At 27.9% G+C, this 15,195-nt stretch carries 8 protein-coding genes; 7 read left to right on the forward strand and 1 reads right to left on the reverse strand.

Annotated features, from left to right (window positions below; all coding sequences use genetic code 11):
• Positions 1 to 57: 57 nt before the first annotated feature.
• From ACZJV1_RS03170 to ACZJV1_RS03185, 4 genes are all read left to right on the forward strand, one after another.
• Complete coding sequence (locus ACZJV1_RS03170) at positions 58 to 1,911, forward strand: NTP transferase domain-containing protein (protein WP_463651399.1); 1,854 nt, start codon at positions 58 to 60, stop codon at positions 1,909 to 1,911.
• A 155-nt stretch (positions 1,912 to 2,066) separates the two neighbouring features.
• Positions 2,067 to 2,801, forward strand: a complete 735-nt coding sequence (locus tag ACZJV1_RS03175) for a hypothetical protein (RefSeq protein WP_463651400.1) — start codon at positions 2,067 to 2,069, stop codon at positions 2,799 to 2,801.
• A 164-nt stretch (positions 2,802 to 2,965) separates the two neighbouring features.
• Positions 2,966 to 3,643, forward strand: a complete 678-nt coding sequence (locus ACZJV1_RS03180; protein ID WP_463651401.1) for an NTP transferase domain-containing protein — start codon at positions 2,966 to 2,968, stop codon at positions 3,641 to 3,643.
• A 733-nt stretch (positions 3,644 to 4,376) separates the two neighbouring features.
• The gene (locus tag ACZJV1_RS03185; RefSeq protein ID WP_463651402.1) at positions 4,377 to 4,688 is read left to right on the forward strand and encodes an IS66 family transposase; all 312 of its coding nucleotides are present in this window, start codon (positions 4,377 to 4,379) and stop codon (positions 4,686 to 4,688) included.
• A 164-nt stretch (positions 4,689 to 4,852) separates the two neighbouring features.
• Here the strand turns inward: ACZJV1_RS03185 and ACZJV1_RS03190 are convergent, their stop codons facing one another.
• Positions 4,853 to 7,366 carry a triple tyrosine motif-containing protein gene (locus tag ACZJV1_RS03190; protein ID WP_463652139.1) on the reverse strand — a complete coding sequence of 838 codons (2,514 nt, stop codon included), beginning with the start codon at positions 7,364 to 7,366 and terminating at the stop codon, positions 4,853 to 4,855.
• A gap of 277 nt (positions 7,367 to 7,643) precedes the next feature.
• On the opposite strand from ACZJV1_RS03190, the gene ACZJV1_RS03195 reads away from it, so the two are divergent.
• The 3 genes from ACZJV1_RS03195 to ACZJV1_RS03205 all read left to right on the forward strand — a co-directional run bounded on the left by ACZJV1_RS03195 (position 7,644) and on the right by ACZJV1_RS03205 (position 15,195).
• A complete protein-coding gene (locus tag ACZJV1_RS03195) occupies positions 7,644 to 10,241 on the forward strand; it encodes an Ig-like domain-containing protein (protein ID WP_463651403.1) in 2,598 nt (865 codons plus the stop codon).
• Between the two features lie 257 nt (positions 10,242 to 10,498).
• The gene (locus ACZJV1_RS03200; protein ID WP_463651404.1) at positions 10,499 to 12,895 is read left to right on the forward strand and encodes a dockerin type I domain-containing protein; all 2,397 of its coding nucleotides are present in this window, start codon (positions 10,499 to 10,501) and stop codon (positions 12,893 to 12,895) included.
• 407 nt (positions 12,896 to 13,302) lie between these two features.
• Entirely contained in the window at positions 13,303 to 15,195 is a 1,893-nt protein-coding gene (locus tag ACZJV1_RS03205) for a glucosaminidase domain-containing protein (protein WP_463651405.1), read from the forward strand.

Here is a 15,195-nt window from a genome sequence, read left to right on the forward strand (position 1 = left end):
TTAATTTATAGTAGTGTTCATATTATGAACACTACTTTTTTGGTAAGAGGGGATTTTATGAATTTAGATTTATTAAAATTAATTAATGACAATAACAGTATAAGCCAAAGAAAAATATCAGAAAGTTTAAATGTATCTTTAGGAAAAGTTAATTCAACTCTAAAAGAATTAAAAGAGAAAGAATATATAGGAATATATTCAGAAGGAAAAAATACAAGATATGAATTAACACAATATGGTTCAGATGAACTTGAAAATTTATTAAAAGAGCAAAAGGAAAAAAGATTAAACTTACATAAAGAGGAAAATAAAACCGTAAAGGAAGCGGTGATACTTGCTGCTGGACATAATAAATATTTTGATAAACCACCAGGTTTTTTGAAAATAGAAGAATTTAAAATAGTTGAAAGAATGATTAATCAACTTAGAAATAATGGTATAGAAAAAATAGTTATTGTAACAGGGCACAAGAAAGAATACTATAAGGAATTCGCTAAAGATTATAATTATATTTACTGTGTAAGTAATGAAAATTACAAATGGACAGGTAGTATGTCTTCTTTATCTTTAGTGAAAAAGCATATAACAGATGATTTTATTTTAGTTGAAAATGATATGATTTTTGAAGATAGAGTTATAGAGAAACTTATAAATAATAAAAATAGAGATTGTATAGTTTTAACTACAGAAAGTGGTTCAGGAGATGAAGCTTTCGTTGAGATAAGGAATGGATATTTATATAAAATGTCTAAGGATATACATCAATTTAATAGAATTGATGGTGAAATGATTGGAGTAAGTAAAATATCTTATAAGTTATTTGAGCTTATGTTAAAAGAATTTGCTAATAATGAGAATCCGTATATGAATTATGAGTATACGATGTTAGATGTAACAGGAAATTATAATGTAGGGTATCTAAAAATTAATGATCTTATATGGGGAGAAATAGATAATGATGAACAATATGATAGAGTAAAAAATTATATATACCCTATAATAAAAAGAAAAGAAATTCATTATAAGAGAGATAAAATAAAAAGAGAAATACAGATTGGATTAAATGTATCAGAAGATAGTATAAAAGAAGTAGTACAAATTGGTGGAATGACTAATAAAAACTATAAGGTATCAGTTGATGATTTGGAATATATAGTAAGAATTGCTGGAACTGGTACAGAAGAAATGATAGATAGACATAAAGAGATGGTTAACTCCAAATTAGCAGCAGACTACGGAATAGATGCAGATATAGTATATTTTAATGAAAATACAGGTGTTAAAATATCAAGAATGATAGAAGAAGCTGAAACATTAAATCCTGAAACAGCTAAAAAGAAGAAAAATATAGATAAAGTCGCTAATATTCTTAAAAAGCTACATAACAGTGATATGGTTATGGAAAATGAGTTTGATGTATTTTCAAAAATTAAAAAATATGAAGATATAGCAAAGAAAGTAAATGGAAAATTTTATGATGGATATTGTGATGTTAAAAAAGAGGTAATGGAGTTAAGAGAAAAGCTTAATGATTTTGGATTTAGATTAATGCCATCCCATAATGATACGGTTGCTGAAAATTTCATAAAGGATATAAATGGAAAGATATATCTTATAGATTGGGAATATAGTGGGCTAAATGATAATATGTGGGATTTATCAGCATATGTACTTGAAAATGACTTAGGAGATGAACAAGAAGAACTTCTACAAAAAATATATTTAGGAAGAGATGCAAATAAGAATGAAAAAATAAGAGTAATTATTCACAAGATATGTCAAGATTTCTTATGGAGCATATGGACAGTAATAAAAGAAGCACAAGGTGATGATTTTGGTACTTATGGCATTAATAGATATGAAAGATGTAAGAAGAATTTAGAAATACTAAAAACTATGTTAATTATTTGAGGTAAGCAGGAAGAGCAGGTGAAATTTTAGGTAAAAAAGGAAATGCGTTTGGATTATTATCAGGTTTAACTTGGGCACTATATACAATAGTTTTATATACAGTATTAAATCTATATGCTAATGCAAAAGGAGATTTTCTTAGTATAAGAGGAATAATGTTAATTTTGATTACAACTATTTTAATTTCATTAGCAGATTTATTTTTCAATGTTACATTTGAAATATTTGTATTAAGAAAAAACAATTTAATAGAAGAATTTAAAAAAGTTCTTTTTTCTAAGAAAGGATTTGGAATAATTCCAGCAGCAATATTAGCTGGTCCCTTAGGTTTAATACCATATGCAATTGTTAGCGCTATATCAGCGCCAGTTGCTGGAGCTTTCTCAGCTTTATATCCTGCAGTTGGTGCAGTAGCATCATTCTTAATATTTAAAGAAAGATTATCAAAAGTAAAGATATTAGGAGGCATAATTTCAATTATCGGAGTTATCGCAACTTATCAATTAGAAACTGTTAGCTTAGTTGTCTATATAATAGCATTAATACCCGCATTTGGTTGGGGATTAGAGGCTATATTTGGTTATAAATTAATGAAAGATGATGTAAATCCAATTGTAACAATTACATTAAGGCATATTTATTCAATTTTAATATTAGGAACATGTTTAATAATATTTTTGATTTTCACTGGAGAATACTCATATATAATTGACTTTTATAGTGGAATTCAATTTTCAGACATGATTTCAATTATTAATAAACCATTTATATGGTCTATTTTTGCACTAGGTTCATTTATAGGGGGCGCATCATATATTTTATGGTACCTTTCAATGAAATATATAAGTGTAGCACCAGCAATGATTTTAAATATTTCTTATGTATTATGAATACCATTAATACTAATGTTACCACCTTTTTCACAACAAGTTTCAACTAATGTTTTATTAGGATGTATTATAGTATTTATTGGTACAAGTTTAGTTATAATTGGAGATAGTGTAAAGTCTAAAAATTATCAGAAAGTTAGTGAACTATAGATGGAGGGAAGCATATGAGAGCAGTATTATTAGCAGCAGGTATGGGTACAAGATTACGACCTATTACTAATGAAACTCCAAAGTCTCTTATAAAAATTAAAGGTGAACCACTGATAGAGAGACAAATTAAATTTTTGAGAGAAGTTGGACTTGAAGAAGTTGTAGTTATGACTGGATATTTAAGTGAGAAATTTAACTACCTTAAAGAAAAATATAATGTAAGATTAATTAATAATGATAAATATGACATTTACAACAATATTTACTCTATGTATTTAGTTAGAGAGTATCTTCCAGATTCATATGTAATTGATGCAGATACTTATTTATGTAAGAATTATTTGGAGAATACGTTGGGAAAATCGACCTATTTTGCAGGGAAGAAAACAGTGAGTACTGAAGAATGGATGCTAATTTTTGATGAAAATAATAAAGTTAATGATATTAAAATTTCCAATGGTGAAGGCTACATAATGTCAGGGGTGTCCTATTGCACAAAAGATGATGGAGAGTTTCTTAAAAATAAACTAGAGGAAGTTATAAGGAATGATAATTGGGGAAATTTATATTGGGATAATATTGCTAAAGATAACCTAAAAAATATGAATGTTAATATAAGAAAAATCAATTGTGATGATTGGTTTGAAATTGATTCTTTAGAAGATTTGAAAATTCTTGAATCAAGTATTTAATATTAAATTCTAAATAACTTAGAAAATTTGATTAAGAATATTTATTATTTAATGATTAAAGTAATCTAGATTTAATACATCTTTAAGAGAAACGTCTTCAATTATTTAAAGAAATGCTACTATGTAATCTAAGGATGTTTCAGAAAAGAAGCTTAACTTAATAATTAGACATATTAAGAAGGCGGTTCAAAATTAAGATATTTCAGCGCTTAAGGATTCTGCTATAGCTAAAAATATTATAAAAATAGAAGCAGGAGATATTGTTGAAAAGTTGCTGAACAAGTAGTTACTAAAGAAACAACTAAAGTTATACTTTAGTTTCCGTATTTTGGATCTTAGAGGCCTATGTTAATATTTTTATAAATTGAAATTATGAAAAAAGTCCATAGAAATATGGTCTTTTTCTATTTGTTCTATCGATCCTAATTATAAGTAAACGTGAAAAAATACGACTAGATAGTTAAATTTTTCTTTGATAATATTCCAGATATAAAAATTAAATTAGGAGGTCTGTTCAAATATAATTTCAACTAAAGCACCAAGTACCACTTTTTATAAAGCTATGCCTTCAAATTAGTTAATAGCACATATGTTTATTATGAAATATTAGCATATGTTATCTTAATATAGGAAGAAAAATTATTTCAAGATGCTCGGTGTAGATATTTCAAGGCAAACTATGTCTAGCTGGATGTTAGTGGTAGATAATTTGCTTGGAGATATTTAGGACGCTATGAAAGATGAACTTCTAAAAAGAAGTTATATTCAGGCTGATGAAATATCCTTACAAGTTATTGATGATAACGGTAAGGATTCAAAGTCTAAAAAATATATGTGGTTATATAAAAGTAGTGGATTTAAAGAGCCAATTATTTTATATGACTATCAAAAGACAAGATTGAGTTCTTTTCCAAAGGAATTTTTTAAAGAGTTTTCAGGTTTCATTCAAACTAAAGTAGATACAAATAATAAAGAAATGATGTTAACTATTATTCATTGGGCAAAAGAAATTCCACAAGAATTAAGAACATCCAAATGCAAATAAATAATTATATTAAATGTTAAACTCAAGTAGAAGCAACATACTGATATGCTCCACTTATGATAGATAATTTAAATAATAAAAATGTCTATCACAAGGAGATCATATCATACCGCTCCTACTTGGGTCTATTTTATCATTCTAAATTTATATATGTTACGCGTCGATTATTTGACGCTTATTAAAGAATCACTATTAATAACATAAGGAATTTCCTTAGAAATCATTTTACCAGAAGAATCTTTTACATCAACCCAAAGTCTATAATTACCAGGTTTAGTAGGAGTCCAATCAAAATAATTCTTAGTAGAGAAATCTTGATGAACAGTCCAAGAAGAACCATCGTAGGTCCAGAATTTATAAGTTAAAGATTCTTTACCAGAAGCTTTAGGAGAAATTCTAATAGTAGAATTAACAGCTTGAGGAGAAACCTTATCAGTATCAATAGAAGAAATAGCTAAAGAATCACTATTAATAACATAAGGAATTTCCTTAGAAATCATTTTACCAGAAGAATCTTTTACATCAACCCAAAGTCTATAATTACCAGGTTTAGTAGGAGTCCAATCAAAATAATTCTTAGTAGAGAAATCTTGATGAACAGTCCAAGAAGAACCATCGTAGGTCCAGAATTTATAAGTTAAAGATTCTTTACCAGAAGCTTTAGGAGAAATTCTAATAGTAGAATTAACAGCTTGAGGAGAAACCTTATCAGTATCAATAGAAGAAATAGCTAAAGAATCACTATTGATAACATAAGGAATTTCCTTAGAAATCATTTTACCAGAAGAATCTTTTACATCAACCCAAAGTCTATAATTACCAGGTTTAGTAGGAGTCCAATCAAAATAATTCTTAGTAGAGAAATCTTGATGAACAATCCAAGAAGAACCATCGTAGGTCCAGAATTTATAAGTTAAAGATCCTTTACCAGAAGCTTTAGGAGAAATTCTAATAGTAGAATTAACAGCTTGAGGAGAAACCTTATCAGTATCAATAGAAGAAATAGCTAAAGAATCACTATTGATAACATAAGGAATTTCCTTAGAAATCATTTTACCAGAAGAATCTTTTACATCAACCCAAAGTCTATAATTACCAGGTTTAGTAGGAGTCCAATCAAAATAATTCTTAGTAGAGAAATCTTGATGAACAATCCAAGAAGAACCATCGTAGGTCCAGAATTTATAAGTTAAAGATCCTTTACCAGAAGCTTTAGGAGAAATTCTAATAGTAGAATTAACAGCTTGAGGAGAAACCTTATCAGTATCAATAGAAGAAATAGCTAAAGAATCACTATTGATAACATAAGGAATTTCCTTAGAAATCATTTTACCAGAAGAATCTTTTACATCAACCCAAAGTCTATAATTACCAGGTTTAGTAGGAGTCCAATCAAAATAATTCTTAGTAGAGAAATCTTGATGAACAATCCAAGAAGAACCATCGTAGGTCCAGAATTTATAAGTTAAAGATCCTTTACCAGAAGCTTTAGGAGAAATTCTAATAGTAGAATTAACAGCTTGAGGAGAAACCTTATCAGTATCAATAGAAGAAATAGCTAAAGAATCACTATTGATAACATAAGGAATTTCCTTAGAAATCATTTTACCAGAAGAATCTTTTACATCAACCCAAAGTCTATAATTACCAGGTTTAGTAGGAGTCCAATCAAAATAATTCTTAGTAGAGAAATCTTGATGAACAATCCAAGAAGAACCATCGTAGGTCCAGAATTTATAAGTTAAAGATCCTTTACCAGAAGCTTTAGGAGAAATTCTAATAGTAGAATTAACAGCTTGAGGAGAAACCTTATCAGTATCAATAGAAGAAATAGCTAAAGAATCACTATTGATAACATAAGGAATTTCCTTAGAAATCATTTTACCAGAAGAATCTTTTACATCAACCCAAAGTCTATAATTACCAGGTTTAGTAGGAGTCCAATCAAAATAACTCTTAGTAGAGAAATCTTGAGGAACAGTCCAAGAAGAACCATCATATATCCAGAATTTATAAGTTAAAGAACCATTACCAGAAGCTTTAGGAGAAATTCTAATAGTAGAATTAACAGCTTGAGGAGAAATCTTATCAGTATTAATAGAATAAATAGCTAATATCGAATTATTGGTTAAGTTAACTATTTCATCCTTAGCACTATAGTTTATATTTGTAGCTAAAGAAGTGCTTAACTTTACTCTACTAGTAAATCCAGATAATGATAAGTTATCATTTAGATTAGTAGTTTTAAGGTTAACAGTTCCAGCTTTTAAAACCTTAGCTTTTATTATAGCAATAGTACCATTACCAGATACTCCTTGAGTGTTACCAGTAAAAGTAATTGCTAAATTTACTTGTCCATTTTTTATGGTTTTAACTGGCTCCTTTACATTAGTACCCGTGCCCCATATAGAACCTTTGTTTATGCTTTGAACTTCAATTAAACTAGAATCATAAACAAAATCGATAGAAGCACCATATAGGTCACTTACATTTGAAGTATTAACAGCTATTTCTATAGTGTTTCCAACTTTAGGATCACCTTTTATATCATAGGAAATGCTTGTACTAGCGTTTCCAATAGAAGCAGCTAAAGTAGTTTTGGGACTTAAAACTATTAGCTGAAACATAAAGGTTAAACAAACTAATAGTGAAAGTTTTCGTAATTTAGTTTTTTTCATTAAATTCACATTTATCCCCCTTTTATACAATAATTTTACAATGTAAATTTTACTATAAGTGATCATTAAAGTAAATAACTATATAATATTTACTTAGACATAAATTGTGAAATTTAAACAGTTTATATTATATTTAGCTATATGTTTCCTAAAAAAGATATATTTGGTATAATGGAAAAGCGTATTTGGTATAATATTAATATTTTTTTAATTAATACCAAATATTTAAATAAAGCGGATTTACATACTATAAATTTTACAGAGCGGGGGATGAATGTTGAAAAAAATAATAATGCAAACGATAAGCTTTTTATTAACTATTTTACTTTTTATGAATTTTAATTTATTAGTTTATGCTGATAATAATGAAGAATATCAAAAAGATAAAGATTGGCAGATATCATTAGAAACAAGTAGAATACCTCTAAATTCTATTAGTAAAAATAAAGAGGATATATTAGTTACTGTCGGTGATTTAGGACTAATTAAAAGATCAGATGATGGGGATAATTGGAATATTATTTATACTAATAATAAAAATAACTTATATAAAGTTAAGAATATTAACGATAATTTTTTTATTGTAGGAGATAAAGGCACTCTTTTAATTTCAAAAGATGGATTAAATTGGGAAGAAGTTTATACCGGAGTAAGTACAAACTTAAAAGATATAATTTTTTATAATGATACATATTATCTGGTAGGAGATTCAGGAACAGTTTTATATTCAAGTGATAAATATATTTGGAATAAAAGAGAAGTAGAGATAAGCGAAAATATACTTGAAATGGAGGTTTTTAAAGGCGAAATATATATGATAAGTAACAATAATTTATATAAATCAAGTAATATGAAAGATTTTATGAAAATAAAAAGTGTACATAGCTATATTAGCATAGAAGCGAATGATGATAAATTAGTAGTAGCATATAAGGATGAAGGAGTCTATGAAGTTAATCCAAAATACAGGGGAATATATTTATATTTTGATACTACTAGTGATGGTAAAGTGTGGAGTAAAAAATTCATAGATGAATATGATAACTCAAAGCTAAGGTGGGATGGTGGAAAATTTTTAATGTATTCAAACAACGGATTAAACAGTTCAACTGATGGAATAGATTGGACACGTAGTAATAATATTTCAAAATCTGGCCGTCCAAGTGATTTAATTAATTATAAAGATAAAATTATAGTAATATTTAATGAACCATATGGTAATAGTAATATATCTAAATCAGAGGATGGGGTAAATTTACAAGATATACGTGAGTTTGCAAGTGCTGAAATGTATACTGATGCTACATGGGGAAATGGTAATTTTATTGTGGTTGGAAATAATGGGGAATTACTCCAATCATTTGATGGTGTGAAGTGGAATAAAGATAAATATGGATTTAGGGAGATAGTAGCCACTGATTATGGGCCTTTAGGTTATGTAGCATCTGGAGCTTATTGTAAAATTTATTTTTCAAAGAATGGAGATTTATGGACAATAGCAACAATGCCTGAATTATCAAGCAATACAACAGTTTTAAATGATATTAAGTGGGTAGGTGATAGATATATCTGTGTATCTACAAAAGGAGAAGTTCTCTCTTCATTTAACGGGTTAAATTGGGAAAAAATATATCAAGTTGATCCTGTACCTTGGGGAGGTTTGAATATACAAAATATAGTGAGAGCTAATGGCAGTACTTTGATATATAATTATAATAATTATACAGAAGAAACTATAATTATTAAGACTGATGGTTATAGTAAGTGGGATAGATATGAGTATAAGGGGCGTATAGACGAAGTAATATTTGCAGATGGAAAATACTATGCAATTGGAAAGGGCCTTACAATTGGAAATGACTCTATATTAAGTTCTGTTGATGGTATTTCTTGGAATGTAGTAAAGAAGTTTGGAATTTCTTTATATAATGCAAATGAAATATTATGGACAGGAGAAGAGTTTCGAGTAGCAAGTGATTTGTATACAATAATATCAAAGGATGGAGTCAATTGGGAAGTCTTTGAAGCGATAGATAAACCTATTGGAGGAGCAGGTATAGCATATAATGGTTCTAAATATATCTCAGTAGGGAGGGGAAGGACATCTTATGGATATGCTAATGTAATTTCTAGTAAGACAGTTAAAAATGAATCAATCCCTTCAAGATTAGAAATAATAGGAGAACAGTATTTTAATATAGAAAATATAGATAGAGAAATACAATTTAAGAGTAGATTGGTAGATCAAAATGATAATGAGATATCAAATTATAAACTAAATTGGCAAGTTGAGAAAAATGATTTAGGTATAAAAATTGATAATGATACTGGAAAGTTATTAATTCCTAAAAATTGTTCTAAAGGAGAAGTGTTAATAACAGCAAGCCTTAATAACAATGATAAAATATTAATTGGTAAAAAAATATATATAGGAAAAGAACCTTCAATTATTTTAAGAAGTAAAGAAGTTAAACTTAAAAAAGGACAAACATTAGATTTAGGCAGGTTAATGAACACATATGAAAATATATATAGTGTACCTATAAGTAGTAGTAATTCAAGAATAGCTACTGTAGATAAAAAGTATAATCTTACGGCGCAAAATGCAGGTGAGGCTACAATTACATTTAGTAATTCGAGAGATGGCATGGATGTAGATTTAAAAGTTATTGTTTTAGAAGAGGAATATATAAAAGAAGATACAAATGAAGATGGAGTTGTCGATATATTGGATTTAAGTGCAGTAGCTTTAAAATATAATAACAAAAAATATAATTTTCCTATAGATGAGAGAGAAAATTTTAACAAGTATGATTTAAATGGGGATATGATAATAGACTTATATGATTTAGTAGCTATATCTAAAAAACTATAGGAAGGCTAAAGAATTGGTGTATAAATCCAATATTACGTAAATTATTTGAGTTAACAAAAAAACATAAACTAAAAATCAAAATAATAATTTAGAAGAATATGAATTGTAAATTATTTTACAATATAATGCTATTGAGAGATAATATGGATAAGAGGACAATAATAATATATATATAAAATACTTAAATAAGATATAAATCCATAAGAAATTTATTATTCACTTTCTAAGCTTAAAAATAAATATAAGGTGGGGAAGATATGAGAAGAAAAAAGAAAATACTATCATTAATATTATCTATATTAATAGGTTTAAATTTTAACTTTACAGCAAGGGCGGCTACAACTAATAAGGAAACAGAGGATATAGCTAATGTTATATATTTTGTTGATTTTAATGATAGCGAAGGTAACTTTACGGAGGGGAAAGTAGATAGAATAAAGGATATGTTCGACGGCGAGAAAGACACATCATTAAGTTCTTATATTAAGAAAATATCTTATAATAAAATGAATGTACACAATTATTTTCCTCAAGAAGTTAATGGAAGTATAACTCCATATAGATTATCAGAAAATAGGGACTCTTATGGTAGGCCTAGTGAATATCGAATGATATCACAAGTAATTAATGGTGTTGAAGTAGATACTAGTTATAATATTGATATGAATAATGACGGCTACGTGGATAATTTAATTTTTATTTTCTTAGGAAAAGATAAAGGTGAAAATGATGTCTTTTGGCCACACACAGGGAATTATCAGAGTGGACGTGATTCTATTAATGGTAAGAAAGTAGGTGTTTTTAATATTCATAATTCCTCAAAGACAATTGATGATACCATTGGAGGAGAGGGAGTATTAGCACATGAAGTCCTTCACTCTATGGGATATAGCGATTTGGATAAGGATACAGTAGGTGGTACACCTGTTGGAACTTGGGATATAATGGGAAGTACATCGCGATCTCTTCAATATCCATTAGCTTATACTAGAAGTTCTGTATCTAACTGGCTTGCAATTGACACTATAACTAAAAGTGGTACTTATACATTAAAACCATCTTCTTCTCAAGATGGAAACCAAGCATTTATATTAAAAACACCAATATCTAATAATGAGTTTTTTGTAGTTGAGTATAGAAAAAAAGGTGATTCAGATATAGGTGAGCTCGATGCTAAGATTCCTGGAAGTGGAATCATTATTTATAGGGTAAAGAATGATGAAAAAAGTAATAATGCAGGAAAAAATAATTATATTTATGTATTTAGACCGGGAGAAAAAGGGAATATAGAAGGCTTTGGCAATCTATCTCAGGCATTTCTATCAAAGGAATCAGGAAGGACAAACTATGGTAGTGATGATTTCAGTAAAGGAATAAGTGATAATGCTATAACATATACTTCAGGTCTAAATAGTGGTATTGTAATAAATAATGTTTCAGAGAGTGGAAACGATGAGATAACCTTCGATATTAAATTTACTGATACTAATAAGGCAGGTGTCTGGAATGTGTTAGGAAATGAGATGATAACTAATTCTTCAGGTGGTAATAATAATATTGATGTTGTAGGAAATAAGATTTATACAGTTTATAGCGAAGGTGAGTCCGATAAAAAGCTTAAAGTTAAAATGTATGATGGACAAAAGTGGATTTATTTAGGTAATAATATATTAGATGAGTCTGGAAGTAAATCAAAGATTAAGGTATTTAATGATATTCCTTATGTATTGTATCATGATAAAGATGATAATGTAGTAGTGGTAAAATTCCAGGACAATATATGGCAAAAGGTACAAGTAATTTCAGAACAGTCGATTCTGTTCTCAGATATGATAGCTACAAATAGTGGATTATATGTTACTTATACAGAACATTATGTAGGGTCGCTAAATGTTTTGAAATTAAATACGGAAACTAATAAGTTTGAAGATTTAGGAGATTCAATCAGTGGAAACATTTTATATCCATCCTTAAGTGAATATAATGGGGAACTATATGTAGCTTTTAATGATATATGGGCTAGTAATAAGGTTTATGTGAAGAAATTTGAAGATGGAAGGTGGGTAGGTGTACCTGGATTAGATATAAAAGCATCAGCAGTAAAGTTAAGTGCTAGTAATGATGGAATATATTTAGCCAAGGCTCCAACTTCTGGTGGAATCTCATCAGAAGTATACTTTTATAATGGTGAAGCTTGGAGAAAGGTAGGATATAATTTTGCAGGTACAAATATTGCTAACATTCAATTAGATACTTATAAGGGAGTTCCTTATGTTGCCTATGTAGATGTTGATAAAAGAAGAACTGAAGTTAAATACTTTGATGGTATAAATTGGGTAAATAAAGGTATTAGTGTTTCTGATGAAAGAAGTAGTAATTTAAGCTTAAAAATACAAAATGGTAAAGCTTATGTAGGTATTAATTCCTATAATAATCCAGGAAATTACTTTGTGAAATATAAAAGTATAGATGCAGAAGAAGTTTTAGAGGATATTAATGGAGACGGAATTATTGACTTATTAGACTTATCATTAGTTTCATTAAAGTATAATCTACAAAGTACAGATATTGGGTTTGATGAAAAATGTGATTTAAATAAGGATGGAATAATAGATATCTTAGACTTAGTATTAATATCTAAGAACATGGAGTAAATTATCTAAATTTTAAATTATGTCTTAATAATAGTTAAGTGAATTAAAAGAGCTATGAATTTTAAAATTTAGTATTCATAGGAAAAAGAATATAGCTTAAATATGAAATTCTGTAAAAACATTAATATAAATATTTTTACAGAATTTTATTTTATTATTTAGAAAGTTATTAAGTAGTTACAATGAAATACTCTTTACAATGTTTCTCTTTTAATTTTGTAATAGATATATAAGCTTGCAATGACTTAGATTAAATTTTTGAAATAAGTAAACTTATATATGTCTACTTTTTTATAATAAATTTAATGGAATATTTATGAAAAAGTAAATAAATAGTATATAATTAATATAGGTATGTATGTAATATAATGATAATTAATTTAAGGTTTATAAGGGAGTGATTATATTTGAAGAGATTTTTGGTGGGTTTAACAATTAGTTTATTTGTTTTTACTGGAATTCCTGTACAAGCAGAAACAAAAGAAAAACCGGTAGCAGGAGAAGTTTATGAGAAGGTAAGTGCACAAGAAGTTATGCATTATATAAATAGAGCTTATAAATATAATAAAGAGTACAGTGAAGAGGAAATTGAAAAGATAAATGCTATGAACAATTATAAGATACTTAAGCCAAAGACTGAATCTAATTATGAAATAGCACTTGCATATAGTGATGGAAGTTATAAGTATATTAATGATAGTGATAGCTATGATGATGCAATATCAGTAGTAGAAGATTTAGAGAAAACATATAATGACAATACAGTAATTCCTTCAATAGTAAATAGTAATGGACAAGTTGTTTATTCAACTAATTCAATGGGAAGAATTTGGAATCATAGAAATGGAGAAGCTCTTCAAGGGGACACTGTAGTAACAAATATATTCTTATATTCTTCTTTAACAAATGCATATACTTATATAAATCAAGTAAGTATAGATGATGTTCCAATTATTGAAGATGCCGGAAAATCAGCAAAGATACAAGTAAGTGGATACAAAGGCTGGATAAATAAGGATTCGGCATCAGGAAATTATGATTTAGTAGTAGTTCCAATAAACCAAGTAACTAATCCAAGTTGCTATTATGTTAGTAATGGCTTTTTATATCATTATATATCCTATAATATGACTGACTTAAATGATACTAATGGACATCAAATTATAATAGGAAAAGCTCCTGATTTTTTAGTTCCTGGAGTTGAGTATTATAGTTATGATGGTATATATTTCTATAGTGGAAATAGTAGACTTGATGGATTAAATAAGCTTGTTACTGATTTGAAAAGTGGTACAAATAGTAATGCAGTAAATCACGATAAGCCACATTATAATTATTATGGATATCTACCATTTAGAACTAAATCAAATTACACTGCTGAAGAGCTTAATTCTTTTATAAATAGTAATACTGTAGATTACAGCAAGTTAAGAGGTATAGGACAAGCTTTGATTGATGCTCAAGATAAATATGGAGTTAATCCAGTACTGGCATTAGGAGTTGCTATTAATGAGTCTAAGTGGGGCGAATCACCTATTGCTCAAGAAAAGAATAATCTTTTTGGTATTAAAGCAGTAGACTCAAATCCAGGAGAATCAGCAAGCGCTTTTGCAACCCCAGGAGATAGTGTTTTAGAATTTTGTAAAAACTATATATCTAGTGGATATGCAGATCCAAATGACTGGAGATATTATGGTGGATATCTTGGCAATAAAGCTTTAGGAGCTAATGTTAAATATGCTTCTGATCCATATTGGGGAGAAAAAGCAGCTCAACATGCATTTACTGTAGACTATGAATTATCTGGTAAAAATTTAAATAATCTTAGAGATTATGATGGATATCAAATTGGATTGCTTACTGGCGGTAATGATGTTTTAAACTCAAAAGGAGAATTACTATATAATATTAATCCAACAGTTAGTGGATATGGTGGTTATGCTGGCAATTTAGTTGCATTAAAGTTTAATTATAAAAACAACTCAGGAAGATATCAGATTTTTGCAGATAGAACTACTAATATTAATGAAGGTACCTATGGTGGAAATTATGATTGGAATGAAAATGGATTTATAAATTCCAATAATATTAAGCTTGTAAATAATCCTAAGAGTAGGTTTATTCCAGGTTATAGCAAAGAAGATATTAATAAAGATGGAAAAGTTGATATAGAAGATATATCACTAACAGCTTTAAATTATAATAAGACAAGTGGTTTTTATCCTCAAATCGATATAAATGAGGATGGAATAATTGATTTATTTGATTTAGTTTATATTTCTAAAAATATTGAAGGTTAG

It is taken from the genome of Clostridium sp. LS3 (genome assembly GCF_055330225.1).